The sequence below is a fragment of the Mycobacterium gordonae genome (genome assembly GCF_002101675.1).
GTDB lineage: Bacteria > Actinomycetota > Actinomycetes > Mycobacteriales > Mycobacteriaceae > Mycobacterium > Mycobacterium gordonae.
This window is the reverse complement of sequence record NZ_LQOY01000080.1, coordinates 1-26,053: the sequence shown is the minus strand read 5'-3', so window position 1 is coordinate 26,053 and position 26,053 is coordinate 1. Positions and strand designations below refer to the sequence as shown.

At 63.3% G+C, this 26,053-nt stretch carries 22 protein-coding genes and 3 rRNA genes; 7 read left to right on the top strand and 18 right to left on the bottom strand.

Annotated elements, in window-relative coordinates; genetic code table 11:
- Window positions 1-69 precede the first annotated feature (69 nt).
- Entirely contained in the window at window positions 70-1,251 is a 1,182-nt protein-coding gene (locus tag AWC08_RS12685; protein ID WP_065136101.1) for an acetyl-CoA C-acetyltransferase, read from the bottom strand.
- 82 nt (window positions 1,252-1,333) lie between these two features.
- Here AWC08_RS12685 and mce point away from each other — a divergent pair, with 82 nt between their 5' ends.
- Window positions 1,334-1,792, top strand: coding sequence for a methylmalonyl-CoA epimerase (gene mce / locus AWC08_RS12680; protein ID WP_065136100.1), 459 nt, complete (start codon window positions 1,334-1,336; stop codon window positions 1,790-1,792).
- On the opposite strand, the gene AWC08_RS12675 is transcribed toward mce, so the two are convergent.
- Both AWC08_RS12675 and nucS read right to left on the bottom strand, forming a co-directional pair.
- Window positions 1,789-2,070 (bottom strand): hypothetical protein, encoded by a 282-nt coding sequence (locus tag AWC08_RS12675; RefSeq protein WP_082986612.1) that lies wholly within the window; start codon window positions 2,068-2,070, stop codon window positions 1,789-1,791. The two genes, mce and AWC08_RS12675, sit on opposite strands and share 4 nt — an antisense overlap.
- 1 nt (window position 2,071) lies before the next feature.
- A complete protein-coding gene (nucS, locus tag AWC08_RS12670) occupies window positions 2,072-2,734 on the bottom strand; it encodes an endonuclease NucS (RefSeq protein ID WP_065136099.1) in 663 nt (220 codons plus the stop codon).
- 216 nt (window positions 2,735-2,950) lie between these two features.
- On the opposite strand from nucS, the gene AWC08_RS12665 reads away from it, so the two are divergent.
- The 5 genes from AWC08_RS12665 to AWC08_RS12650 all read left to right on the top strand — a co-directional run bounded on the left by AWC08_RS12665 (window position 2,951) and on the right by AWC08_RS12650 (window position 8,528).
- Window positions 2,951-4,567, top strand: a complete 1,617-nt coding sequence (locus AWC08_RS12665) for an adenylate/guanylate cyclase domain-containing protein (protein WP_085087858.1) — start codon at window positions 2,951-2,953, stop codon at window positions 4,565-4,567.
- A 31-nt stretch (window positions 4,568-4,598) separates the two neighbouring features.
- Window positions 4,599-4,802, top strand: coding sequence for a hypothetical protein (locus AWC08_RS35260; RefSeq protein WP_142283548.1), 204 nt, complete (start codon window positions 4,599-4,601; stop codon window positions 4,800-4,802).
- A 7-nt stretch (window positions 4,803-4,809) separates the two neighbouring features.
- The gene (locus AWC08_RS12660) at window positions 4,810-6,447 is read left to right on the top strand and encodes an adenylate/guanylate cyclase domain-containing protein (protein ID WP_065136258.1); all 1,638 of its coding nucleotides are present in this window, start codon (window positions 4,810-4,812) and stop codon (window positions 6,445-6,447) included.
- Between the two features lie 102 nt (window positions 6,448-6,549).
- Entirely contained in the window at window positions 6,550-8,034 is a 1,485-nt protein-coding gene (locus AWC08_RS12655) for a DNA-3-methyladenine glycosylase 2 family protein (RefSeq protein ID WP_065136259.1), read from the top strand.
- Window positions 8,031-8,528 (top strand): methylated-DNA--[protein]-cysteine S-methyltransferase, encoded by a 498-nt coding sequence (locus AWC08_RS12650; protein WP_069434554.1) that lies wholly within the window; start codon window positions 8,031-8,033, stop codon window positions 8,526-8,528. Before AWC08_RS12655 ends, AWC08_RS12650 begins: the two co-directional genes overlap by 4 nt.
- A gap of 129 nt (window positions 8,529-8,657) precedes the next feature.
- Here AWC08_RS12650 and rrf read toward each other — a convergent pair.
- The 4 genes from rrf to murA all read right to left on the bottom strand — a co-directional run bounded on the left by rrf (window position 8,658) and on the right by murA (window position 15,326).
- A 5S ribosomal RNA gene (gene rrf, locus AWC08_RS12645) occupies window positions 8,658-8,771 on the bottom strand.
- Between the two features lie 86 nt (window positions 8,772-8,857).
- Window positions 8,858-11,966, bottom strand: a 23S ribosomal RNA gene (locus AWC08_RS12640).
- A 274-nt stretch (window positions 11,967-12,240) separates the two neighbouring features.
- Window positions 12,241-13,770, bottom strand: a 16S ribosomal RNA gene (locus AWC08_RS12630).
- The 16S, 23S and 5S rRNA genes sit together here, the layout of an rRNA operon.
- Before the next feature lie 302 nt (window positions 13,771-14,072).
- Complete coding sequence (murA, locus tag AWC08_RS12625; RefSeq protein ID WP_065136261.1) at window positions 14,073-15,326, bottom strand: UDP-N-acetylglucosamine 1-carboxyvinyltransferase; 1,254 nt, start codon at window positions 15,324-15,326, stop codon at window positions 14,073-14,075.
- 71 nt (window positions 15,327-15,397) lie between these two features.
- Here murA and AWC08_RS12620 point away from each other — a divergent pair, with 71 nt between their 5' ends.
- Entirely contained in the window at window positions 15,398-16,003 is a 606-nt protein-coding gene (locus AWC08_RS12620) for a cob(I)yrinic acid a,c-diamide adenosyltransferase (RefSeq protein ID WP_065136262.1), read from the top strand.
- A 62-nt stretch (window positions 16,004-16,065) separates the two neighbouring features.
- Here AWC08_RS12620 and AWC08_RS12615 read toward each other — a convergent pair whose 3' ends face one another.
- From AWC08_RS12615 to rfe, 11 genes are all read right to left on the bottom strand, one after another.
- On the bottom strand, window positions 16,066-16,509 hold the full coding sequence (locus AWC08_RS12615) for a DUF2550 domain-containing protein (protein ID WP_065136263.1): 444 nt from the start codon (window positions 16,507-16,509) through the stop codon (window positions 16,066-16,068).
- Between the two features lie 8 nt (window positions 16,510-16,517).
- Window positions 16,518-16,883 carry a F0F1 ATP synthase subunit epsilon gene (locus AWC08_RS12610; RefSeq protein WP_065136264.1) on the bottom strand — a complete coding sequence of 122 codons (366 nt, stop codon included), beginning with the start codon at window positions 16,881-16,883 and terminating at the stop codon, window positions 16,518-16,520.
- Between the two features lie 39 nt (window positions 16,884-16,922).
- Complete coding sequence (atpD, locus tag AWC08_RS12605; protein WP_065136265.1) at window positions 16,923-18,374, bottom strand: F0F1 ATP synthase subunit beta; 1,452 nt, start codon at window positions 18,372-18,374, stop codon at window positions 16,923-16,925.
- Between the two features lie 23 nt (window positions 18,375-18,397).
- Window positions 18,398-19,309 carry a F0F1 ATP synthase subunit gamma gene (locus AWC08_RS12600; RefSeq protein WP_065136266.1) on the bottom strand — a complete coding sequence of 304 codons (912 nt, stop codon included), beginning with the start codon at window positions 19,307-19,309 and terminating at the stop codon, window positions 18,398-18,400.
- A 6-nt stretch (window positions 19,310-19,315) separates the two neighbouring features.
- On the bottom strand, window positions 19,316-20,980 hold the full coding sequence (gene atpA, locus AWC08_RS12595; RefSeq protein ID WP_065136267.1) for a F0F1 ATP synthase subunit alpha: 1,665 nt from the start codon (window positions 20,978-20,980) through the stop codon (window positions 19,316-19,318).
- A 59-nt stretch (window positions 20,981-21,039) separates the two neighbouring features.
- Window positions 21,040-22,380 (bottom strand): F0F1 ATP synthase subunit B/delta, encoded by a 1,341-nt coding sequence (locus AWC08_RS12590; protein WP_069434553.1) that lies wholly within the window; start codon window positions 22,378-22,380, stop codon window positions 21,040-21,042.
- Between the two features lie 7 nt (window positions 22,381-22,387).
- Window positions 22,388-22,924 carry a F0F1 ATP synthase subunit B gene (locus AWC08_RS12585; protein ID WP_065136269.1) on the bottom strand — a complete coding sequence of 179 codons (537 nt, stop codon included), beginning with the start codon at window positions 22,922-22,924 and terminating at the stop codon, window positions 22,388-22,390.
- A 9-nt stretch (window positions 22,925-22,933) separates the two neighbouring features.
- Window positions 22,934-23,179 (bottom strand): F0F1 ATP synthase subunit C, encoded by a 246-nt coding sequence (locus tag AWC08_RS12580; protein ID WP_003406686.1) that lies wholly within the window; start codon window positions 23,177-23,179, stop codon window positions 22,934-22,936.
- 45 nt (window positions 23,180-23,224) lie between these two features.
- The gene (gene atpB, locus AWC08_RS12575) at window positions 23,225-23,980 is read right to left on the bottom strand and encodes a F0F1 ATP synthase subunit A (RefSeq protein WP_065136270.1); all 756 of its coding nucleotides are present in this window, start codon (window positions 23,978-23,980) and stop codon (window positions 23,225-23,227) included.
- Window positions 23,973-24,467, bottom strand: a complete 495-nt coding sequence (locus AWC08_RS12570; RefSeq protein WP_065136271.1) for an ATP synthase subunit I — start codon at window positions 24,465-24,467, stop codon at window positions 23,973-23,975. The genes atpB and AWC08_RS12570 overlap by 8 nt, the downstream gene beginning before the upstream one ends.
- Window positions 24,468-24,694: 227 nt before the next feature.
- The gene (gene rfe, locus AWC08_RS12565) at window positions 24,695-25,903 is read right to left on the bottom strand and encodes a UDP-N-acetylglucosamine--decaprenyl-phosphate N-acetylglucosaminephosphotransferase (RefSeq protein WP_142283547.1); all 1,209 of its coding nucleotides are present in this window, start codon (window positions 25,901-25,903) and stop codon (window positions 24,695-24,697) included.
- Between the last annotated feature and the right edge of the window lie 150 nt (window positions 25,904-26,053).

Sequence of the window (26,053 nt, the reverse complement as noted above, 5' to 3'; positions counted from 1 at the left end):
TCTCACAGTAGTGCCGACAGTAACGGTCACGGGCGCTCGCCAGCAAACTTGCCAGCCAGCCCCGGACCGCTATCCGGCGCGGAGGATCAGCGCGTCGCCCTGGCCGCCGGCCCCGCACAGCGCCGCCACACCGTAGCCCGATCCGCGACGCGCTAATTCGAGCGCGACGTGCAGCGTGATCCGCGCTCCCGACATTCCGATCGGGTGACCGACGGCAATCGCTCCTCCGTTGACGTTGACGATCTCGGGGTTGACGCCCAGTTCCCTGGTCGAGGCGAGGGCCACCGCCGCAAACGCCTCGTTGATCTCCACCACGTCGAGCTGGTCGACCGAGATGCCCTCGCGGTTGAGCGCCCTCTTGATCGCGTTGGCCGGCTGCGACTGCAGCGTGGAATCCGGTCCGGCCACCACGCCGTGTGCACCGATTTCCACCAGCCAGCTCAGACCCAGCTCCTGGGCCTTTTCCTTATTCATCACCACGACCGCGGCAGCGCCGTCGGAGATCTGCGACGCCGAGCCGGCCGTGATGGTGCCGTCCTTGCGGAAGGCGGGTTTCAGGCCGGCCAGCGAGTCGGCGGTGGTGTTCGCCCGGATGCCTTCGTCCTCGCTGAACTGCAGCGGGTCGCCCTTGCGCTGTGGGATCTCCACCGGGACCACCTCGTCGGCGAAGACGCCGTCTTTCCATGCGGCGGCGGCCTTTTGGTGCGACTGCGCTGCGTACTCGTCCTGCTCATGGCGGGTGAACTTGTCGACGTCGTTGCGCTGTTCGGTCAGCGCGCCCATCGGCTGGTCGGTGAACACGTCGTGCAGGCCGTCGTAGGCCATGTGGTCGAGCACCGTGACGTCGCCGTACTTGTAGCCGGCCCTGCTGTCCATCAGCAGGTGCGGCGCCTTGGTCATCGACTCCTGCCCGCCGGCCACCACCACGTCGAACTCACCGGCACGAATGAGCTGGTCAGCCAGAGCAATCGCGTCGATCCCGGACAGGCACATCTTGTTGATGGTCAGCGCCGGGACATCCCAGCCGATGCCCGCCGCCACGGCGGATTGGCGCGCCGGCATCTGCCCGGCGCCCGCGGTCAGCACCTGGCCCATGATCACGTACTCGACCAGTGATGGCGGCACGTTCGCCTTCTCCAGCGCCGCCTTGATCGCTATTCCACCGAGGTCGCTGGCGCTGAAGTCCTTCAGTGAACCCATCAACTTGCCGATGGGCGTACGCGCCCCAGCAACGATCACCGACGTCGTCATGAAACCTCCTAAACGGCACGGGAACGGCTGATCGGGCCAACCCGGAGAAGCGGATTCTTTCTTATGAGGTTACCGTTATGTAATGACGACCGATCAAGTTGACGCCCGTCCCACTCTGGCTACGTCACTGGTGACCGGACTCGATCACGTCGGCATTGCAGTCGCCGACCTGGATGCTGCGATCGAGTGGTACAACGACCACCTCGGCATGATCCTGGTGCACGAAGAAATCAACGATGACCAGGGCATTCGCGAAGCGATGCTGGCGGTCCCCGGTACCAGCGCGCAGATCCAGCTGATGGCACCGCTGGACGAGAACTCGGTGATCGCGAAGTTCATCGACAAGCGCGGCCCCGGCATCCAGCAGCTCGCCTGCCGGATCAGGGACCTCGATGCCATGAGCGAGCAGTTGCGCTCTCAGGGCGTGCGGCTGGTCTACGAGAAGCCCCGCCGCGGCACCGCGAACTCGCGCATCAACTTCATCCACCCCAAGGACGCCGGTGGGGTGCTGATCGAGCTCGTCGAGCCCGCACACCACTAAGACCACCTGCGGGTGGGACCGCGGGTAGCGCGGTTGGTCCAGCACGGCGTGTGCCAGTGTCTGCGATCGTCCGTCGCTTCCGCCGCCCCGACCGGCCACACCACCACATGCGAAGTGCCGGGACGGATCTCGTGGTCACACCCGGGACAGCGATAGGTCTTCACCGCGCGCGCGGCGGCAACGGGGCGAACCTCGTATTCGTACCCGTCCGCTCCGGTCTCCACTCGACTCGATAGCCGCAAGGGCTGCCGAGGTGGCATTCTGCGGCGCCGAGCCATCTCAGAACAGCCGGTATTCGTCGCTGTCCATTCCCCGCATCTTGTCGTAATCCAGCGTCAGACAACGGATTCCACGATCGGTCGCTAGAGTGCGGGCTTGCGGTTTGATCTGCTGAGCGGCGAATACGCCTTTCACGGGCGCCAGCACACTGTCTCGATTGAGCAATTCCAGGTAGCGGGTGAGCTGCTCCACGCCGTCGATCTCGCCGCGCCGCTTGATCTCCACGGCGACCGAGCCCCCGTTCTCGTCGCGACACAACAGGTCGACCGGCCCGATCGCGGTCATGTACTCGCGGCGGACCAACGTGTAGCCGTCACCCAGCAGCTGGACATGCTCGGCCAGCAGCGCCTGCAGGTGTGCCTCGACCCCGTCCTTGACCAGACCCGGATCGATGCCCAGATCGTGGCTGGAGTCGTGCTCGACCACCTCGACGGTGATACGCAACTGTTCGCCGGTCTTGTTCTCGACCACCCATACCGGGCCCGGCTCCTCGGTCAGCCAGCACGGTGGGCTCATCCAGTTCAGCGGTTTGTAGGCGCGGTCGTCAGCGTGCACGCTGACCGAACCGTCCGCCTTGAACAACAACAACCGGCGCGCCGAGGGCAGGTGCGCGGTGAGACGGCCGACGTAGTCGACGGTGCACTGGGCAATGACGAGACGCACCCGATCACCTTAAGACGTGGGCAACAGTGCAGACGTCGAGCGTGCCCGATCGACATCGGGCCTAAGCGACGGACCCAGTCCGCCTCGCCACCAGCCCCGAACGATGGTCGGTGGCGGGCGCTGAGGTTTGTGGACACGAGCGGCCAACCCAGCTGGCCCAGCTCCTTGACTCGACTCGACCGAAAATCGGGTTCCACGAATTAAGCTGACGCCACCATGTCGGACAAAGAGGTCCCAGTAACGAGCGCCGCCCAGCGTTTGGGCCGGTTCCTGGAAAGGCTGACCCGTCAGAGCGGCCGGCCCGGCACCCCCGCCTATGGTTCGTGGATACTCGGGCACGTTTCCGAGAGCCAATCGCGCCGGCAGTTGCGCATCAAGCTGATCGTCAACCTGTACAACCTACAAGCGAACCTGACCGGCCTGGCAGTCAGTTCGCTGATCATCAGCTTCGCCTTTCCAAGCCCCAACATCTACCGGGATGCACCGCGGTGGGTGACCTTCGCGTTCGTCCCGACCTATGCCACGCTCGCGCTCACCTTCGGCACCTTCTGGGTCAGCAGCCGGATCATTACGGTCTCTACCCGGTGGGCGATCGAGGAGCGCGAGCCCAGTGCGACCGATGCCCGCAACGTGCTCCTGGCGCCATTCCGGGTGTCCCTGGTCCACGTGATTCTGTGGACCCTCGGGGCGGTGGTCACTGCCGCGTTGTACGGCATGTCGAACCGCTTGTTCATCCCGATCGTGCTGGTCACGGTCACTATCACCGGCGTGCTGGTAGCCACCAACTCTTACCTGTTCACCGAGTTCGCCTTGCGACCGGTGGCGGCGCAGGCACTCGAGGCGGGACGGACCTCACGACGGATCGCCCCGGGGATCATGGGCCGGACCATGACGGTGTGGACGCTGGGCTCGGGGGCTCCGCTCGCCGGTATCGCCCTCATAGCTCTGTTCGCCTTGCTGGTCCGGGATCTGACCGAAACGCAACTCGGAGTGGCGGTACTGATCGTTTCCGTGATCACGCTGGTCTTCGGGTTCCTGGTCATGTGGATCATGTCGTGGCTGACCGCGACCCCGATTCGGGTGGTGCGAGCCGCACTCAAACGTGTCGAGGAAGGCGATCTGCAGAGCGATCTGGTGGTATTCGACGGGACTGAACTCGGCGAGCTGCAAAAGGGATTCAACGCCATGGTGAAGGGGCTGCGCGAACGCGAGCGGATACGGGACCTCTTCGGTCGCCACGTCGGACGCCAGGTGGCCGCCGCCGCCGAACGGGAGCGACCCCAACTCGGCGGCGAGGAACGCCACGTCGCCGTCATCTTCATCGACATCGTCGGCTCGACACAATTGGTCCGCAGTCTCCCGCCGGTCGACGTCGTCCACCTGCTCAACCGGTTCTTCACTATCGTCGTCGACGAGGTCGACCGAAACTGCGGACTGGTCAACAAGTTTGAGGGTGACGCGGCGTTGGCGATCTTCGGCGCTCCAATTCACGTCGACTGCCCCGAGGACGCCGCGCTGGCCGCCGCCCGGAGCATTTGCGAGCGACTGGCCACCGAGATGCCCGAGTGCAGGGCAGGGATCGGCGTGGCGTCCGGACAGGTCGTCGCCGGCAACGTCGGCGCGAACGAGCGCTTCGAATACACCGTCATCGGCGGCCCGGTCCACGAGGCGGCCCGGTTATGCGAACTGGCGAAATCACATCCCGGCAGGTTGCTGACGAGCTCTTCGACGCTGCTCAATGCTAGCGAAAGTGAGTGCAGCCGTTGGCTTTTGGCTGAGACGGTGACGCTGCGCAGCCATGACGAGCCAATTCAGCTGGCACATCCCCAATGATTGCGTTCGGAGTGGCTCTACCCAAGAACGTGTGAATCCGACGCGGCTGCACACTCGGGACCGGCACAGCTTCTCCGACCCCGCCGGCGGAGCGAGCCGGCACTTGATGCCGCAGGCCCGGCATGTCGACGCGCTCACCCGGCACAGCCCGCGTCCGACATCCTCCTCCGCGAGCCGCCGGGCGGACTCGATCAGACCCGACGTCATCCAGATCGCCCCGCAAGAATTAGGCTGACGCCACCATGTCGCCCAATACGGCCCCCAAGAAAAGCGTCGCGCAGCGTCTGGGCCGGGTCCTGGAGAAGGTGACCCGACAGAGCGGCCGGCTGCCGGATACTCCCGCATACGGTTCCTGGCTGCTCGGTCGGGTATCGGAGGACCAACACCGCCGCCGGGTCCGCATTCAGGTCATCATGACCGTGCTGATCGTCGCCGCGAATCTGATCGGTATCGCCGTTGCGGTTCTGGTGGTGACCGTCGCGGTTCCGGTACCCAGCGTGTTCGACGACGCCCCGCTGTGGGTGTCGTTCATCGCGGTCCCCGCCTACATCGTGGCGGCATTGATCGTCGGGGCCTACACGATCACCCGCGGCACCGTCGAGGCGCTGCGCTGGGCGATCGAGGAGCGCAAGCCAACCGACCGGGACGGACGCAACACGTTCATGGCACCGTGGCGCGTCGCGATGGGCCATCTCATCCTGTGGGGCATCGGGACGGTGCTGACCACCGTGCTCTACGGCATGGCCGACACGATGTTCATCCCGAGGTTTCTGGTGGCGGTGAGCTTCTGCGGCCTGCTGGTCTCCACCGGCAGCTATCTGCTCACCGAGTTCGCCCTGCGACCGGTGGCCGCTCAGGCGCTCGAGGCCGGGCCACCGCCCCGGCGGTTGGCGCCGGGAATCATGGGCCGGACCATGATGGTGTGGCTGCTCGGTTCGGGTGTGCCGGTCGTCGGAATCGGCCTGATGGCCTTCTTCGAGATGACATTGAAGAACCTGACGCAAACGCAGTTCGCCGTCGGGGTGTTGATCATTTCCGCCGCCACACTGATCTTCGGGTTCATTCTGTTGTGGATCCTGGCTTGGTTGACGGCGACACCGGTGCGGGTGGTGCGCGCCGCGCTCAAGCGAGTGGAACAAGGTGACCTGCGCGGAGATCTGGTCGTGTTCGACGGAACCGAACTCGGGGAACTGCAAAGGGGATTCAACGCCATGGTCGACGGACTGCGCGAGCGTGAGCGGGTTCGCGACCTGTTCGGCCGGCACGTCGGACGCGACGTGGCACTCGCCGCCGAACGCGAGCGACCCAAACTCGGCGGCGAAGAACGCCACGTCGCGGTGATCTTCATCGACATTGTCGGCTCGACGAAGTTGGTGACCAGTCGTCCACCGGTGGAGGTAGTTCACCTGCTCAACCAGTTCTTCACGATCGTCGTCGAAGAGGTGGACCGCCACCACGGGCTGGTCAACAAGTTCGAAGGGGACGCGTCGCTGGCGATTTTCGGCGCCCCCAATCACCTGGACTCTCCGGAAGACGAGGCCTTGGCCTGCGCGCGGACCATCGCCGACCGACTGGCCCAGGAGATGCCGGAATTGCAGGCGGGCATCGGCGTGGCGGCGGGCACCGTGGTCGCCGGAAACGTCGGCGCCAAAGAGCGATTCGAGTACACGGTGATCGGCGAGCCGGTCAACGAGGCGGCGCGGCTCTGCGAGCTGGCGAAGTCCCGCCCGGGCAAACTGCTGACCTCGGCGCAGACCCTGGAAGGAGCCGGCGAGCAGGAGACCGCGCGCTGGACGCTGGGTCGTAGCGTCAAACTGCGCGGCCACGATCAGCGCACCAAGTTGGCCTCTCCGGCGGAGCCGGCTAAGCCCCGCAAGTAGTGGCCGGTGGCGCGGGGCACGAGCGCGGCCAGCACCCCGGCTCGGCACATTGATGTCGGTTTTCCGCCAGTGTTGTCGGCCCAGGGGTGTAACTGTGGAAGCGTGCACGAGGACTTCGAACGCTGCTACCGAGCGGTCCAGGCCAAGGACGCCCGGTTCGACGGCTGGTTCGTGACCGCGGTTTTGACCACCCGGATCTACTGTCGGCCCAGTTGCCCCGTGCGGCCGCCGTTCGCCCGGAACGTGCAATTCCTCCCGACGGCCGCTGCCGCTCAGCGAGCAGGATTCCGGGCCTGCAAGCGCTGCCGCCCCGACGCCTCTCCGGGTTCACCGGAGTGGAACGTGCGCGGTGACGTCGTGGCACGGGCCATGCGCCTCATCGCCGACGGCACCGTGGATCGCGAAGGGGTGACCGGTCTGGCGGCACACCTCGGCTACACCACGCGGCAGCTGGAGCGGCTGTTGCAGGCGGAGGTCGGCGCCGGGCCGCTCGCGCTGGCCCGCGCACAGCGGATGCAGGCCGCCCGGGTGTTGATCGAGACCACCGAGCTTCCGTTCGGCGATGTGGCATTCGCCGCCGGTTTTTCCAGCATCCGCCAGTTCAACGACACCATTCGACTGGCATGCGACAGCACCCCGTCGCTGCTGCGTAAGCAGGCCGCGGCACGATTCGGATCTGCCTCATCGGCGGGGGTGCTGTCGCTGCGGCTGCCGGTGCGCACTCCATTCGCCTACGACGGCGTGTTCGGCCACCTTGCTGCCACTGCTGTGCCGGGCTGTGAGGAGGTCCGCGACGGCGCGTACCGGCGCACCCTGCGGTTGGCCGCGGGCAACGGAGTGGTGTCTCTGGTACCGGCGCCCGACCACGTGCGGTGCGTGCTGATACTGGACGACTTCCGCGACCTTGCCACCGCCACCGCGCGGTGTCGGCGTCTGCTCGATCTGGACGCAGATCCCGAAGCGGTGGTGGAGGCGCTCAGTGCCGACCCCGAACTGGCTCCCGTCGTCAGTAAGGCGCCGGGACAACGTATTCCGCGCACGGTCGACGAAGCCGAGCTGGCCGTGCGGGCCGTACTGGGTCAGCAGGTCTCGACAAAGGCCGCACGCACCCACGCCGGCCGGCTGGTCACCGCGTATGGGCGGCCCGTCCCCGACGGTGCCGGCACTCTGACGCACACCTTCCCCTCCGTGGAGGAGCTCGCCGACATCGATCCGGTTCACCTCGCGGTACCCAAGTCCCGGCAGCGGACTTTGACCGCGCTCATCACCGCACTCGCGGACGGCACTATCACCCTGGACGCGGGCTGCGATTGGACCCGAGCACGCCAGCAACTGCTCGAACTGCCGGGGATCGGTCCGTGGACGGCGGAAGTGATCGCCATGCGCGGGCTCGGCGATCCCGACGCTTTTCCGGCCAGCGACCTCGGTCTGAGGCTCGCGGCCAAACAACTGGGACTGCCGAGCCGCGAGCGGACGCTGTCCGAGCACAGCGCCCGGTGGCGTCCCTGGCGGTCTTACGCTACCCAGCATCTCTGGACCACCCTCGAACACCCGGTAAACCACTGGCCACCCCAGGAGGTCGCATGATTCACTACCGCACAATCGACAGCCCCATCGGTCCGCTGACCTTGGCCGGACGCGACGGAATGCTGACCAATTTGCGGATGGTCGACCAGACCTATGAACCGAGCCGCGCGGACTGGACTCTCGATGAGAGCGTGTTTTCCGACGTGGTGGGCCAACTCGAGGCCTATTTCGCCGGCGACCTCTGTGATTTCGACGTGCAGATGGATCTGCGCGGCACAGAATTTCAGCGGCGCGTGTGGCAGGCGCTGCTGACCATTCCGTACGGCGAAACGCGGTCCTACGGGCAGATCGCCGAGCAGATCGGAGCCCCGGGTGCCGCGCGGGCTGTGGGACTGGCCAATGGGCACAATCCCGTCGCCATTATCGTGCCGTGTCATCGCGTGATCGGAGCGGCCGGCAAATTGACCGGCTATGGCGGTGGGCTCGATCGCAAACAAACGCTGCTCTCCTTGGAGAAGCGGCGGACGCCGGCAGACCTGACATTGTTCGACTAGCCTGCGCGAGCAGACGCAAAAGCCCCCTTTTTGGCGTCGAAAAGGGGGCTTTTGCGTCTGCTCGCGCAACTGGGTCCCGCCCCGGGAATGCAAAAACACCCCCAAATTAATGGGGGTGTTTTTGTGTATGTTCGGCGGTGTCCTACTTTTCCACCCGAAGAGGGCAGTATCATCGGCGCTGACAGGCTTAGCTTCCGGGTTCGGGATGGGACCGGGCGTTTCCCTGTCGCTGTGGCCGCCGTAACTCTATTTAAATTTGTGTTTGGTGGCGGGGTGCGGTGTTGATCGACCTTGCGGTCGACGAACGAATAGTGGTTGCGATTGGTTGTGTTGGTAAGTTTTCGGCCGGTTAGTGCCAGTTCCCTGCACTCATTACTGAGCTTCCAGGTCTGGCCTATCAATCCAGTGTTCTGCTGGGGGCCTTATCCCTCCTAGAGGGTGAGAAACCTGATCTTGGAGAAGGTTTCCCGCTTAGATGCTTTCAGCGGTTATCCTGTCCGAACGTAGCTATCCAGCAGTGCCCCTGGTGGGACAACTGGTGCACTAGAGGTTCGTCCGTCCCGGTCCTCTCGTACTAGGGACAGGTTTCCTCAAGTTTCTGACGCGCGCGGCGGATAGAGACCGAACTGTCTCACGACGTTCTAAACCCAGCTCGCGTGCCGCTTTAATGGGCGAACAGCCCAACCCTTGGGACCTGCTCCAGCCCCAGGATGCGACGAGCCGACATCGAGGTGCCAAACCATCCCGTCGATATGGACTCTTGGGGAAGATCAGCCTGTTATCCCCGGGGTACCTTTTATCCGTTGAGCGACACCCCTTCCACTCAGAGGTGCCGGATCACTAATCCCGACTTTCGTCCCTGCTTGACTTGTAAGTCTCGCAGTCAAGCTCCCTTGTGCATTTACACTCAACACCTGATTGCCGTCCAGGTTGAGGGAACCTTTGGGCGCCTCCGTTACATTTTAGGAGGCAACCGCCCCAGTTAAACTACCCACCAGGCACTGTCCGTGAACCGGATATACGGTTCGACGTTAGGTGTCCAATACGATCAGAGTGGTATTTCAACAACGACTCCACCTCAACTAGCGTCGAGGTTTCACAGTCTCCCACCTATCCTACACAAACCGTACCGAACAACAATACCAAGCTATAGTGAAGGTCCCGGGGTCTTTTCGTCCTGCCGCGCGTAACGAGCATCTTTACTCGTAGTGCAATTTCGCCGAGTCTATGGTTGAGACAGTTGAGAAGTCGTTACGCCATTCGTGCAGGTCGGAACTTACCCGACAAGGAATTTCGCTACCTTAGGATGGTTATAGTTACCACCGCCGTTTACTGGGGCTTAAATTCTCCGCTTCACCCTTACGAGTTAACGGGTCCTCTTAACCTTCCAGCACCGGGCAGGCGTCAGTCCGTATACATCGTCTTGCGACTTCGCACGGACCTGTGTTTTTAGTAAACAGTCGCTTCTCACTGGTTTCTGCGACCGGCTTCCGCTCCCACCGAAAAGGTGTTCACGATGTGCCGGCCCCCCTTCTCCCGAAGTTACGGGGGTATTTTGCCGAGTTCCTTAACCATAGTTATCTCGTACGCCTTGGTATTCTCTACCTGACCACCTGTGTTGGTTTGGGGTACGGGCCGTGTGTGAACTCGCTAGAGGCTTTTCTTGGCAGCAGAGGATCACTGAATTCGCCTCAATCGGCTATGCGTCACCTCTCAGGATGTATGAGCGACGGATTTGCCTATCGCTCTCCCTACGGGCTTGCCCCAGTATTACCACTGACTGGTACAGCTACCTTCCTGCGTCACCCCGTCGCTTGACTACTACCAACCGGGGTCCCACGCAGCCGGTCACCGTCGCACCCCGAAGGGATTGATCAGCGACCATTTGGGTGGTTAGCACAATTGATTCATCACGGGCGCGCACACACGGGTACGGGAATATCAACCCGTTGTCCATCGACTACGCCTGTCGGCCTCGCCTTAGGTCCCGACTCACCCTGGGCGGACTGGCCTGGCCCAGGAACCCTTGGTCTTTCGGCGGGCAAGGTTCTCACTTGCCTATTCGCTACTCATGCCTGCATTCTCACTCCCCCATCCTCCACCTACGGTTACCCGACGGCTTCGCTGAATGAGGGACGCTCCCCTACCCACACCTACTTACGTAGATGTGCCGCGGCTTCGGCGGTGTGCTTGAGCCCCGCTACATTATCGGCGCACAATCACTTGACCAGTGAGCTATTACGCACTCTTTCAAGGGTGGCTGCTTCTAAGCCAACCTCCTGGTTGTCTCTGCGACTGCACATCCTTTTCCACTTAGCACACGCTTTGGGGCCTTAGCCGGCGATCTGGGCTGTTTCCCTTTCGACGTACGGAGCTTATCCCCCGCCGTCTCACTGCCACGCTTGACACCACGGCATTCGGAGTTTGGCTGACGTCAGTAACCTAGTAGGGCCCATCGGCCATCCAGTAGCTCTACCTCCGTGGTGAACCACGCAACGCTGCACCTAAATGCATTTCGGGGAGAACCAGCTATCACGGAGTTTGATTGGCCTTTCACCCCTACCCACAGCTCATCCCCTCAGTCTTCAACCTAAGTGGGTTCGGGCCTCCACGCGGTCTTACCCGCGCTTCACCCTGGCCATGGGTAGATCACTCCGCTTCGGGTCCAGAACATGCCACTACACCCCTTACGGGGATACGCCCTATTCAGACTCGCTTTCGCTGCGGCTACCCCACACGGGTTAACCTCGCGACATGTCCCTGACTCGCAGGCTCATTCTTCAAAAGGCACGCCATCACCCCACGAGGAGGCTCTGACGGATTGTAGGCGCACGGTTTCAGGTACTCTTTCACTCCCCTCCCGGGGTACTTTTCACCATTCCCTCACGGTACTAATCCGCTATCGGTCATCGAGAAGTATTTAGGCTTACCGGGTGGTCCCGGCAGATTCACAGCAAATTCCACGGGCTCGCTGCTACTCGGGAGATTGATCAAGGCAGGTGTCGAGTTTTCGCGTACCGGGCTCTCACCGTCTGCGGCAGACCGTCCCAGGCCACTTCCGCTAACTACGACACTTTTTTACTGCCTCCCAGCCAGGTAGAGCTGAGAAGATCATTCCCACAACCCCGCACACACAACCCCTACCCGGTATCACATGCATGCGGTTTAGCCTTTTCCGCGTTCGCTCGCCACTACTAGCGGAATCACAATTGTTTTCTCTTCCTACGGGTACTGAGATGTTTCACTTCCCCGCGTTACCTCCCGTACCCTATATATTCAGGCACGGGTAACACGACATAACTCGTGCTGGGTTTCCCCATTCGGAAATCCTCGGATCAACGCTCGGTTGACAGCTCCCCGAGGCATATCGCAGCCTCCCACGTCCTTCATCGGCTCTCGATGCCAAGGCATCCACCATGCGCCCTTAGACACTTACAAACACTACAAAAACCAAAGAATAAAAATTGCACAAAAAGAACACGTTGCCGCGAACGACAACGCATACATTTTGATGCTCGCAACCACTATCCAGTTCTCAAACACCACACCCCACCACCAAGATGGGGGGACAGCACCCGAGGGTGTTGCCTCAGGACCCAATAGTGTGTCTGGCTTTGCTTGTTGTCGTGCACCCGGTCTTCGTCCACTACAGACGATGACCCCTCACGGCTTGCACCCCACCAATTGGAGTGCTTCTCGTGGTGCTCCTTAGAAAGGAGGTGATCCAGCCGCACCTTCCGGTACGGCTACCTTGTTACGACTTCGTCCCAATCGCCGATCCCACCTTCGACAGCTCCCTCCCAAAGGGTTAGGCCACTGGCTTCGGGTGTTACCGACTTTCATGACGTGACGGGCGGTGTGTACAAGGCCCGGGAACGTATTCACCGCAGCGTTGCTGATCTGCGATTACTAGCGACTCCGACTTCACGGGGTCGAGTTGCAGACCCCGATCCGAACTGAGACCGGCTTTAAAAGGATTCGCTTAACCTCGCGGCATCGCAGCCCTTTGTACCGGCCATTGTAGCATGTGTGAAGCCCTGGACATAAGGGGCATGATGACTTGACGTCATCCCCACCTTCCTCCGAGTTGACCCCGGCAGTCTCTCACGAGTCCCCGGCATTACCCGCTGGCAACATGAGACAAGGGTTGCGCTCGTTGCGGGACTTAACCCAACATCTCACGACACGAGCTGACGACAGCCATGCACCACCTGCACACAGGCCACAAGGGAACCGACATCTCTGCCGGCGTCCTGTGCATGTCAAACCCAGGTAAGGTTCTTCGCGTTGCATCGAATTAATCCACATGCTCCGCCGCTTGTGCGGGCCCCCGTCAATTTCTTTGAGTTTTAGCCTTGCGGCCGTACTCCCCAGGCGGGGTACTTAATGCGTTAGCTACGGCACGGATCCCAAGGAAGGAAACCCACACCTAGTACCCACCGTTTACGGCGTGGACTACCAGGGTATCTAATCCTGTTCGCTCCCCACGCTTTCGCTCCTCAGCGTCAGTTACTGCCCAGAGACCCGCCTTCGCCACCGGTGTTCCTCCTGATATCTGCGCATTCCACCGCTACACCAGGAATTCCAGTCTCCCCTGCAGTACTCAAGTCTGCCCGTATCGCCCGCACGCTCACAGTTAAGCCGTGAGATTTCACGAACAACGCGACAAACCACCTACGAGCTCTTTACGCCCAGTAATTCCGGACAACGCTCGCACCCTACGTATTACCGCGGCTGCTGGCACGTAGTTGGCCGGTGCTTCTTCTCCACCTACCGTCAGCCCGAGAAAACCCGGACCTTCGTCGATGGTGAAAGAGGTTTACAACCCGAAGGCCGTCATCCCCCACGCGGCGTCGCTGCATCAGGCTTTCGCCCATTGTGCAATATTCCCCACTGCTGCCTCCCGTAGGAGTCTGGGCCGTATCTCAGTCCCAGTGTGGCCGGACACCCTCTCAGGCCGGCTACCCGTCGTCGCCTTGGTAGGCCATCACCCCACCAACAAGCTGATAGGCCGCGGGCCCATCCCACACCGCAAAAGCTTTCCACCACAGGACATGTGTCCTGTGGTCCTATTCGGTATTAGACCCAGTTTCCCAGGCTTATCCCGATGTGCAGGGCAGATTACCCACGTGTTACTCACCCGTTCGCCACTCGTGTACCCCGAAGGGCCTTACCGTTCGACTTGCATGTGTTAAGCACGCCGCCAGCGTTCGTCCTGAGCCAGAATCAAACTCTCCAAACAAAAACCCCTCGATAACGAGGTGAATTCACAATCAGAGAAAATCTGATCTAACAAAAAGACACCAAAACTGGCATCAATGATTGCGACTACACCCACACACGGGGAGTGCTAGGTGTAGTCAAAAAAACAACAACAAAACAATTCACCAAACACACTATTGAGTTCTCAAACAACACTTCTCGCTATGTTTTCGCCCGTTTCGGGGCAACCCTGCCAGCTTAATACAGATCCGGCTGGGGCGTCAAGTCCTGGTTTCGATCATCTTCTTTGGGAGGTGATCTCGCCGATCGGGCGTGACTCGGCTACTGTACCCGCTCGATCTCCGCTCCCAAAATCGCGAGGTTCTCCACGAACAACGGGTAGCCGCGATCGATGTGAAAAACGTCGTGGACCTCGGTGTCTCCGTCTGCGACGAGACCCGCGAGGACCAGGCCGGCGCCGGCCCGGATGTCCGAACACCACACCGGCGCGCTCGAGAGCTGAGGCAAACCGCGCACCACGGCGTGGTGTCCGTCGGTGCGGGCGTCCGCACCCAACCGGATCATTTCCTCGACGAACCGGAAGCGCGCCTCGAACACGTTCTCGGTGATCATGGAGGTGCCGTCGGCGATTGAGGCCAGCGCAATCGCCATGGGCTGCAAGTCAGTCGGGAACCCCGGAAACGGCAACGTGGCGACATTGACCGCCTTCGGGCGCTCATACTGCACCACCCGGAAGCTGTCGTCGGTCTGGGTGACCGTGGCCCCCGCGTCATGCAGCTTGTGCAGGACCAACTGCAGATGCGACGGATCTATTCCCGTCACCGTGATGTCGCCGCGGGTCATCGCCGCGGCGATGCCCCAGGTCGCAGCCACGATGCGGTCCCCGATGACGCGGTGCTCGGTCGGGTGCAGCCGTGGCACACCGGTGATGGTCATGGTCGGAGACCCGGCGCCTTCGATCTGGGCGCCCATCTGGTTCAGCATCGTGCAGAGGTCGACCACGTCGGGTTCGCGCGCCGCGTTATGGATGACGGTGACGCCCTCGGCCACCACCGCGGCCATCAAAATATTCTCGGTGGCGCCCACGGACGGGAACTCGAGCTGAATCTCGGCCCCGCGCAACGTCTCTGCCTCAGCGACCACGCATCCGTGCTCGATATTGCATTGCGCGCCCAGCTGACGCAGGCCGGCTTGGTGCATGTCCAACGGCCGCGAGCCGATCGCATCGCCGCCAGGTAGCGCCACCCTGGCCTTCTTGCATCGGCCGACCAGCGGCCCCAGCACACATACCGACGCCCGGAACTGGCGCACGGCCGCGAAGTCGGCGTCATACTTGGGTTCATCCGGGGAGGTGATGCGGGCGACGTCGCCGTCGAGTTCAACGGTCGCGCCCAAGCCCCGCAACACCTCGGCCATCAAGGGAACGTCGAGGATGTCGGGACAGTTCGTAATGGTGCTGGTGCCCTCGGCCAGCAGCGTCGCGGCCATCAGCTTCAAGACGCTGTTCTTGGCGCCCCCGACGGCGACTTCGCCTGACAACCGGTTGCCACCAGTCACCACGAATCGCTCCGCCACCCGGGTCAGTCTAGTGAAGCGGTATCCCCTTGTCAGTCAGCGGACTCAGTCAGCCGGGTACCGTTTTGCCCATGGCAGTCCATCTGACCCGCATATATACCCGGACGGGTGACGACGGCACCACGGGATTGAGCGATTTCTCACGGGTGTCCAAGAACGACCCGCGCCTGGTGGCCTACGCAGATTGTGATGAGGCCAACTCGGCGATCGGGGTGGCGGTGGCACTGGGCGGCCCTTCGGAGCAGATCGGTGACGTGCTGCGGCAGATCCAGAACGACCTGTTCGACGCCGGCGCGGACCTTTCCACTCCGGTGGTGGATAACCCTGAGCATCCCCCGCTGCGCATCACCCAGGCCTACATCGATCGGCTCGAGGACTGGTGTGACACCTACAACGAATCCCTGCCTGCCCTGAATTCTTTTGTGCTGCCTGGTGGTTCGCCGCTGTCGGCGCTGTTGCACGTGGCCCGCACCGTGGTCCGCCGCGCCGAGCGGGCGGCGTGGGCCGCCGTCGACGCGCACCCCGACGACATGAGTGTGTTGCCCGCCAAGTACCTCAACCGGCTTTCGGATCTGCTGTTCATCCTGTCGCGGGTAGCCAATCCGGACGGGGACGTGCTGTGGCGGCCCGGCGGCGGCGGCGCGAAGGGTGACGAGCTGGGGGCACCTCCCGCTTGAGGGGGAACATGAAGGTGCCCTTTTAAGGTGCGGAATGGGTACGTTGGCGTCTGCTCGCCCAGTCAGACGCTGCGGCGCCGGGCGCGCGGTGAGGGCCGCGACTCGAGCCACGACTGAAAAGCGGTCAAAGCCCCTCTGTCCAAGGCGATTTCGTATCCCAGCCGCCGATCCTGGGTGGTGTCACGCAGTTCCAGTACCACGATTTCGTCGGTCATGATGTCGAATTCGTCGCCCCGTGGCGCGCGTCTGGCCACCACCTCCACCCCGCGCCGGCTCAGCCGGCGATCCGGCCAGAGACGCAGGCTGGAGAGCCGGTAGAACGCCGCTTCACCGCCTCGATAACGGATCACACCGTGACGCCACCCGTGCCCGCCCACCGCGGGGATATCCCGCATGATGGCAGCCGTTCCGCCCCGGCGCAGTTTCCACAACCTGAAACTCAGGGCAAGTACGGCCGCTCCCAGCAGGACGACGAGCACGACCATGCCGACCATGGGCGCGCTCATCGCGGGAATCAGTCGAGCGCGCCGACGGCGCGCAACCTCGCGCGCCCCCGGGCCGCAACGTGGGGATCGTCCGATTCGGAGTCCTGTCTGGCAGCGCTCTCGTCGATGTCCTTCTCGAACTCCGCGGACTCGGCGAGAACAGTCACGCCCTCTTCGGTCACCGTGAGGAAACCGCCATCGACCGCGACCCGCAGGTCGTCTTCGCCTTCCCGTTCGACACGCACCATGGCGTCGTCGACCAGCTGGGCCACCAGCGGAATGTGGTGGGGCAGGATGCCGATCTCCCCAGAGGTGGTGCGGGTGAAGAGGAACGTCGCCTCGCCCGACCAGATCTCACGGTCGACGGCGACGATCTGAACGTTCAATTCAGCCATGCCACACCACCTTTCGAGTCAGCCGGAAGGAGTCCCGCGTCATAGCTTGACGTCGAAGGTCTCGGCCTTCTTGGCCAAGTCGTCGAGTCCGCCGATGAGGAAGAACGCCTGCTCGGGCACGTGGTCGAAGTCACCCTTGGACAGCCGGTCGAACGCCTCGATCGTCTCCTTGACCGGAACCGTCGAACCGGGCTGACCGGTGAACTGCTCGGCCGCCATCATGTTCTGCGACAGGAACCGCTCGATCCGCCGTGCCCGGTTAACCAGCTGCTTGTCCTCCTCGGACAGCTCGTCGATACCGAGAATCGCGATGATGTCCTGAAGGTCCTTGTAGCGCTGCAGGATTCGGATGACTTCCTGTGCGACCCGATAGTGCTCGTCGCCAACGACGCTGGGGTCAAGGATGGTCGAGCTGGATGCCAGCGGGTCCACCGCGGGGAAGATGCCCTTGGAGAACACCGACCGGGAAAGCTCGGTGGTGGCGTCCAGGTGGGCGAACGTGGTGGCCGGCGCCGGGTCGGTGTAGTCGTCGGCGGGCACGTAGACGGCCTGCATCGAGGTGATGGACCGGCCACGGGTCGAGGTGATGCGCTCCTGCAACTCGCCCATCTCGTCGGCCAGCGTCGGCTGGTAACCCACGGCGGACGGCATACGACCGAGCAGGGTCGACACCTCCGAGCCGGCCTGGGTGAACCGGAAGATGTTGTCGATGAACAGCAGCACGTCCTGGCCGGCTTCGTCGCGGAACCATTCGGCCATGGTCAGCGCGGACAGCGCCACCCGCATACGGGTGCCGGGCGGCTCGTCCATCTGACCGAACACCAGCGCGGTGTCCTTGAGCACGTCGGCTTCCTTGAGCTCGACCCACAGGTCGTTGCCCTCACGGGTACGCTCCCCCACCCCGGCGAACACCGAAGTGCCACCGAAGTTTCGGGCAATACGGTTGATCATCTCCTGGATGAGCACCGTCTTGCCCACGCCGGCGCCACCGAACAGCGCGATCTTGCCGCCACGTACATAGGGGGTCAGCAGGTCGACGACCTTGAGGCCGGTCTCCAGCATCTCGGTGCGAGGCTCGAGGTCTTCGAAGTTCGGCGGCTTGCGGTGAATCGACCAGTGGTCGAAGTCTTCTCCGTAGCCCGGCTCGTCCAGGCAGTAGCCCAGCGCGTTGAAGACGTGGCCCTTGACCTTCTCGCCCACCGGCACCGAGATCGAGTTGCCCGTGTCGGTGACTTCGGTGCCGCGCACCAGGCCGTCGGTGGGCTGCAGCGAAATGGTGCGCACCAGGTTGTCACCGAGGTGCTGCGCCACCTCCAGCGTCAGCGTCTTCTTCAGCGACTCGAACGGGATGTCGGCGTGCAGCGCGTTGAACAGTTCCGGAATGGAGCCCCGCGGAAACTCGACGTCGACGACGGGGCCGGTGATCCGAACCACGCGGCCGTTGGTGTCGGAGCCCGACTTCTTGTCGGTCTTCTCGTCTACAGCAGTCATATTCTTTCGCTTCCTCGTGGGGCCTACTTGGAGGCGTCGGCGAGCGCGTTTGCGCCACCGACGATTTCGCTGATCTCTTGGGTGATCTGGGCCTGGCGCTCACGGTTGGCTTGCAACGTCAGGTCCTTGATGAGGTCGTCGGCGTTATCGGTCGCCGATTTCATGGCGCGCTGGCGCGACGCGAGTTCCGAGGCCGCCGATTCGAGCAGCGCCGCATACACGCGGGTGGTCAGATACCTCGGCAGCAGCGCCTCGAACAACGTCGTCGCGTCCGGCTCGAACGAGTACAACGTGTGCGGTCCGGTGTCCTCTTCGACGTACTCCACCACCAGTGGCGCAATACGGTGAGCGACGGCGGTCTGCGACATCATCGACTTGAACTCGGAGAAGACGATGTGCAGTTCGTCGACGCCCCGTCCCTCCTCGTCCTCGTCGTCGCCGACGCCCGCCATGAAGGCGTCGACCAGGGTGTCGGCGATCTCCGAGGCGTTCTCGACCTGGGGCTGCTCGGAAAACCCGGTCCAGGATTCCTTGATGTCCCAGTTCCGGAACGAGAAGTAGTTCAAGGCTTTCCGTCCCACGGTGTAGAGCACCGGGTCCTTGCCCTCTTCTCGCAGCAAAGAAAAGAGCTCCTCGGAGCGACGGAAGATGCTCGAGTTGTAGGCGCCGCACAGACCACGGTCGGAGGACACCACCAGCACGCCGGCCCGCGTGGGATCCTCCCGCTCGACGAGCAGCGGGTGGTCCAGGGCGGCCTCGGCGGACAAGGTGGTGAGCATCGACGTGATCTGAAAGGCGTAGGGCCGAGCGGACTCCAGTCGGGCCTGTGCCTTACCGATGCGCGACGTCGCAATCAGCTCCTGGGCCTTGGTGATCTTCTTGATCGACCCCGCCGACTTGATCCGTCCGCGTAGTTCGCGAAGTGTGGCAGCCATTCTTAGCTACTTCTTGTCCTTCTTGGTGTCCTTCTTGGGCTTTTCCTTCTTGACCTTCACCGATTCCTTACCGAGTTCCTCTTCGTCCATGGCCTCGACGTGCTCGTCAGGAACCACCGACTCACCGGAGCTGGCCGCGAAGCCCTTCTTGAACTTGTTGATGATCTCGGTGAGCTTCTCTTCTTCCTCTTCACCGAGCTTTCCGCTGCTGCGGATGCCTTCGAGGAACTTCTCCTCCGATGCCCGCATGTGGTCCAGCAACTCGGCTTCGAACCGCTTGACGTCCTCGACCGGCACCGAGTCCAGGTGCCCGCCGGTGCCCAGGAAGATCGAAACCACCTGCTCCTCAACGGGCATCGGCGAGTACTGCGGTTGCTTGAGCAACTCGACCAGACGTTCACCGCGGGAGAGCTGCTTCTTGGACGTCTCGTCGAGGTCGGAAGCGAACGCGGCGAACGATTCCAGTTCGCGGTACTGCGACAGGTCCAGACGCAGCGAACCCGCGACCTCTTTCATCGCCTTGATCTGCGCGGCGCCGCCGACCCGGGACACCGACACACCGACGTTGATGGCGGGCCGGACGCCCTGGTTGAACAGGTCGCTCTCCAGGAAGCACTGCCCGTCGGTGATCGAGATGACGTTGGTGGGGATGTAGGCCGAGATGTCGTTGGCCTTGGTCTCGATGATCGGCAGGCCGGTCAGCGAGCCGCCACCGAGCTCGTCGGACAGCTTGGCGCAACGCTCGAGAAGCCGGGAGTGCAGGTAGAACACGTCGCCGGGGTAGGCCTCGCGACCCGGCGGGCGGCGCAGCAGCAGGGAGATCGCGCGGTAGGCCTCGGCCTGCTTGGTCAGGTCGTCGAAGACGATCAGAACGTGCTTGCCCTCGTACATCCAGTGCTGGGCGATCGCCGAACCCGTGTACGGCGCAAGCCATTTGAAGCCGGCCGAGTCCGACGCGGGGGCCGCGACGATGGTGGTGTAGTCCATCGCACCGCCTTCGTCCAGCGCGCGCCGCACTGACGCGATCGTGGTGCCCTTCTGCCCGATCGCGACGTAGACGCAGCGAACCTGCTTCTTCTCGTCGCCGGTCTCCCAGTTCTGCCGCTGGTTGAGGATCGTGTCGACGCACACGGCGGTCTTGCCGGTCTTGCGGTCGCCGATGATCAACTGCCGCTGGCCACGACCGATCGGGGTCATCGCGTCGATGGCCTTGATGCCGGTCTGCAGCGGCTCTTTCACGCTCTGGCGCTCGACCACCGAGGGCGCCTGCAACTCCAGTGCGCGCCGGGTGTCGGTCTCGATGTCGCCGCCACCGTCGATCGGCTGGCCGAGCGGGTTGACCACCCGGCCCAGGAAAGCGTCGCCGACGGGCACCGAGAGGACGTCACCGGTCCGCTTGACCTGCTGGCCCTCCTCGATCTTCTCGAAGTCACCGAGGATCACGGCGCCGACGCTGTGCTCGTCCAGGTTCAGCGCGACACCGAGAACTCCGCCGGGGAACTCCAGCAGCTCCTGGGTCATGACGGACGGCAATCCCTCGACGTGCGCGATGCCGTCGCCGGCATCCACCACGGTGCCGACTTCCTCACGAGAGGTGTCGGCGGTGAAGGACTCTACGTATTCTTCGATGGCGCTCTGGATGGCATCAGCGGAGATTGTCAACTCGGCCATGGCTTTTCGTCTTCCTACTTCGTTGTGTTGACTCGGTCGGGTTTCCGTCGGGCTTTGAATTAGTCGGGTAACTGGGCCTCGGCAGCGGCCAGCCGTGACTTGAGAGTGCCGTCGATCACCTCGTCACCCACCGAGAGCAGCAGCCCGCCGAGCAGGTCGGAATCGACCTGCAGCTGGACCGCCACCGGGTGACCGTAGATGCGGCCCAATACCTCGCTGAGCCGGGTGCGTTGAGCGTCACTGAGTTCCGCCGCAGCACTGACCTGCGCCACGACTTCGCCGCGGCGGGCGACCGCCACCTGGGCGAGCAGCAGCACCGCCTCTTCGGCCGGCGTGCCCCGCAACAACTCGACCGTCTGAGACAGCAGCGCCAGAGCGACCGGATTCACCGAGCTGCCCGAGCTCTCAAGTACGTTGCGCAGCAACCCGACTCGCCGGTCGGCGTCGGTCGTGTAATCGCCCAACAGGATGCCGAGTCGCGGCTGTGCGTCGAGGATGCGCGAGAACCGGAACAGCTGGTCTTCGACTTCGTCGACGCTGCCGTCCTGTTCGGCGACCGCGAGCAGAGCCTGGCGCGAGACATGCTCGATCGCGTCGACCAGATCGCCGTTCGCCGACCAACGCTCGGAAACGGCGGTGCGCAGCACGTCGAGGGTGGGATCGGCGACCTTGCCCTCGAACAGCCGCTCGATCAACCTGACACGAGGGGATGCGTCTTCGGCCGGCACGGTGAGATAGCGGGTGACCACGACCTCCTGGTTCAGCATCTTCGCCACCGACACCAGCTCGTCGGACAGCGTGGTCAGACCCTGGTTGTCGAGGTCTTTTGCGAGGGTGTCGAAACGGTCCACCAGATTGCCCACCGCGTGGCGGCTCGCCGAGCGCATCTTGGCCAGCACCGGGTATTCCACCTCGACCGGCTCAGGTGCCATGTCGTCGAGTTCGTCAAGGAAACGGTCGACGGTCGATGCCTGCTGCTGGGCGTCGGCAACATAGCTGCGCACCAATTCGCTTGCCTGGCGCACCGATTCGTGACCCAGCTCCAACCGGAGCTGACGGGTCAGTTGCGCCCGCAGCAGCTCGGTTTGACGCGCGCCCTGCGCCTTGATGCGTTCCGCCTCGCTTTCGGCCTGCGCCCGCATCTGCTCTTCGATGCGTTCGGAGTCGGACTTGGCCTCTTCGACGAGCTGCGCGGCCTCTTCCTTCGCGCGTTCCACGGCCCTACTGTGTGCTGTGGTCGATTCGGTGAGGCGCTGCGCCGCCTTCTCCGAGTCCTTCAACTGCTGACGCACCGTCTCCTGGCGGGCGGTCATCAGTCGGCGGACCGGCGGCACGACATACCGCCAGACCAGCAGCACGATGGCCGCGAACCCGATCAGCTGTCCGATAAATGTCGACATATGGTGACTACCTCGTCGCTTTCGAAGTCGCTTCTGACGTCGCAGCTGCGGGGTTGACTTCCACGCCGAGCACTCGAGAGGCCAGCGTCGCGGAGATGGAACCGACATTGGCACGCAGATCCAATTCCACGGCGTCGCGCTCCCGCTTCAATTGCTCGTTGGCCTGGGCCAACATCTCTGCCACCTGCTGCTCGGCGCGAGCTCGCGCGTCGTCGATGACCTTCCGACCCTCTGTCCGCGCATTGTCGCGGAAGGCGCCCGCTTCAACCCGCGCGTCCTTCAAGGCCTTCTCGTAGTCGGCATCGGCGGCGGCGAACTGCTCGGCCGCCTTCTTGCTGTCGGCCTGAGTCTTGGCCACCATGTTGTCGCGTTCCTTGAGCACCCTCAGAATCGGCGGCACGACGAACGTGCCGATAACTCCGAGCACCACCAGGAAGATGGCCAGCACGAAGAAGAAGGTGCCGTTCGGGATGAGGAAGTTGCTTTGGCCGCCTTCCTCTGCTGCAAAGTTCACAGCCGAAGCAAGAGAGGTCGGGTCACCCATCACAGCGAATTACTTGACGGGCGTGGCGAAGACGAATAGCGCCATGAACGCCAGGTTGATGAAGTAAGCAGCCTCAACCAGACCGACCGTGATGAAGAACGGGGTGAAGAGACGGCCCTGTGCCTCGGGCTGGCGAGCGACACCGGAGATCAGCGCGTTACCGGCGACACCGTCACCGATACCGGCGCCGATGGCGCCACCGGCCATGATCAGTCCACCGCCGATGAGGGCGCCGGCTGCGATAGTGGGGTCCATTTTTATCCTCCTTGATAACTCTGGTAGCGGTTTACCAGGATTTTTTTAGTGGTGGTCCTCTTCTAGTTCCATCGCCTGGCTGAAGTACAGGATCGTCAGCAGCGCGAAGATGAAGGCCTGGATGGCGCCGACGAACAGGTCGAACGACTTCCAGATCGCGTTCGGCAGCCACAGTACGTAGGGCGGGAAAAGCGCGATCAGCGCGACCAGGATGCCGCCGGCGAAGATGTTGCCGAAAAGTCGGAGCGACAACGAAATCGGCTTGGCGAGTTCTTCGACGACGTTGATCGGCGCGAGGATCGCCACGTGTCCCTTGAGCACCTTGATCGGGTGCCCGATGATGCCGCGACGCCAGATCCCGGCCGCGTGATAGCAGACGAACACGAACAGGGCCAGCGCCAGCACGTAGTTGATGTCGGCCGCGGCCGACGAGAGCAGCTCGGTGGTCTTGCCTTCTTTGTCCTTGTACTGCAGCGGTAGCACCGACAGCCAGTTCGAGATCAGGATGAACACGAAGATGGTCACCGCGAGCGGCAGCACGAACGGCGCGATCCGCATCCCGATTGCGGCCTCGACCTGACTGCGCATCTGAATGGTGATCGCCTCGAAGAACAGCTGTACGCCGCCGGGCACGTCGGTCGAGGTGACCTTGGACTTCAGGTAGAAAGCCAACCCGATGACGATCAGTGCGGCGAGCGCCGTCGACGTGATGGTGTCGACGTTGACCGTCAGACCAAGCCATTTGGCGGTGTCGTGATGGCCGACCTCAATTGAGCCTTCGGCCAGGATCGACTCAGTCATCGCCGGCGCTCCTCCCTTCCGTGCCGTCCAATCCCGTCACTACTGCACCTTCCTGCCCCTCGAGCGGCCCGTCCGGCTCGCCGGTGCGCAGCTTCTTCCACACCGGCAGCGCGGTCGATGCCACCAGCAGCACCTGGAAGAGCGCCAGGCCGAACACCACGCCCAGACCTTCGGGCCGGAAGATGAAGGCGATGATCAGCGCCAGAATGGTGATGATCGCGACGCGCGAAGCCGAGTTGATGGCCATCGATCGCTTCAGCGGGTGATCGCGCGCGGTGATCGACTCCACCGAACGCCGCACCATCAGTGCGTTGAGCAAACCAAGCAGCAACCCGATTCCGAAGAACGCCCCGACCACCGGATGACCGGCGTAGCCGGCGACCAGTGTCGCCACCGCCGTCACCCCCAGGCTGATGAGGAACAGCCGAACGGGACGGAACGCAACAGCGGGAAACACCAACGGCGCGTCCTGCGCTGGTGTCGTCACTGCAGCACCTCAATCCCAGGTTGGTGGAGCGGAAACCACGTGATCGACTGATCCGTGGCCCGCCGAGCGTATCGCAAGGGTCACGCTGGACTTACCCAAGGGGTAGCTCCCTGTGTCGGTCTTCGTCCGGCGGCACCGGAAGCCCATCCGACGGGCCGGGGAGCCGGCAACCCGCGAGGTTTATTTCGGGGTTCTACCAGCACCTTACCATAGGGGAACCGGACCTACTACTGATCGTCGTAGTACTCGTCGCGGCGACGCAGCAACGGAATCACGGTCGCGACGCCCGCGACGGCGATTGCTCCCAACATGACCGCGGCAGTATGGCGCGGGTCGAAAAAGATCGTGCTCGCCGCGCCGAAGGCGACGATGCCCACCCACAGATAGATCAGCAGGACCACCCGGCGATGCGAGTGGCCGATCTGCAGCAGCCGGTGGTGCAGGTGCATCTTGTCGGGGGTGAAGGCGCTGCGGCCGGCCCGGGTGCGCCGGACGATCGCCAGCAGCAAGTCGAGCATCGGCACGAACATGACGGCCACGACCAGCAGGAACGGCGATAGCAGAGCAAACACGTCGCGAGCGCCGTAGGCGTTCTGCGAAATGGGGCCGGCGGCGGTCGTGGAGGCCGCCGCCAGCATCAGGCCGATCAGCATCGAACCGGAGTCGCCCATGAAGATCCGGGCCCGGTGGAAGTTGTGGGGCAGAAAGCCCAGGCAGGCACCCGCGAGGACCACGGAGATCACCGCGGGCGGGTAGTAGAGCACGTCACCGCCGTGGTCACGCAACAGACCCACCGAGAACATGCAGATTGCGAGGGCCGTGATGAGGCCCAGGCCGGCCGCCAATCCGTCGAGGCCGTCGACGAAGTTCATCGCGTTGACGATCGAGACGGTCAGCGCCAGTGTCAGCAGAATCGAGGAGGCCTGGTCGAGCACGATCGTGCCGACGCCCCCGACCGGGATGTACAGCACGCTCCACGCCACACCCATGGTGACCAGCACACTGGCGGCGGTGATCTGACCGGCGAACTTGGTCAGGGCGTCCAGACCCCAGCGGTCGTCGATCAAACCGATACTCATGATCACCGCGCCGGCGACGAGCACCGCGGGCATGCCGGTGGAGTAGACGAAGCCGCGGGTGAGCGCGGGCAGCTGCGAGGCCAGGAAGACGGCCGAGCCGACGCCGAGGAACATGGCCAGACCGCCCATGCGGGGCGTGGGTGTCACGTGTACGTCGCGTTCCCGGGGATAGGCGACCGCCCCGAGTCGGGTGGCGAGCACGCGCACCGGCCCGGTCGCGAAATAGGTGATGATCGCGGCGGTCAGCCCGACCAGAGCGAGCTCGCGCAGCGGAACTCCGGCGCTGCGATCGGACAAAGCGAGCAAACGGCCGGCAAGGCTGGCCACATCGCTGGACACCTCGAGACCGTACTTCACCAACCTGAGACCGGTGTGCCCGCACCTTCGGTCGCGTGGGTCGCCGAACGTGAAACCAGGGTGAAAATCGGGCCTCAATGTCAAGTGGTTAGTGCAACGCGGTTAGGCGGCTTGATCGAGCAGGGCTGCTAAGCGTTGGGCGGGGGTGTC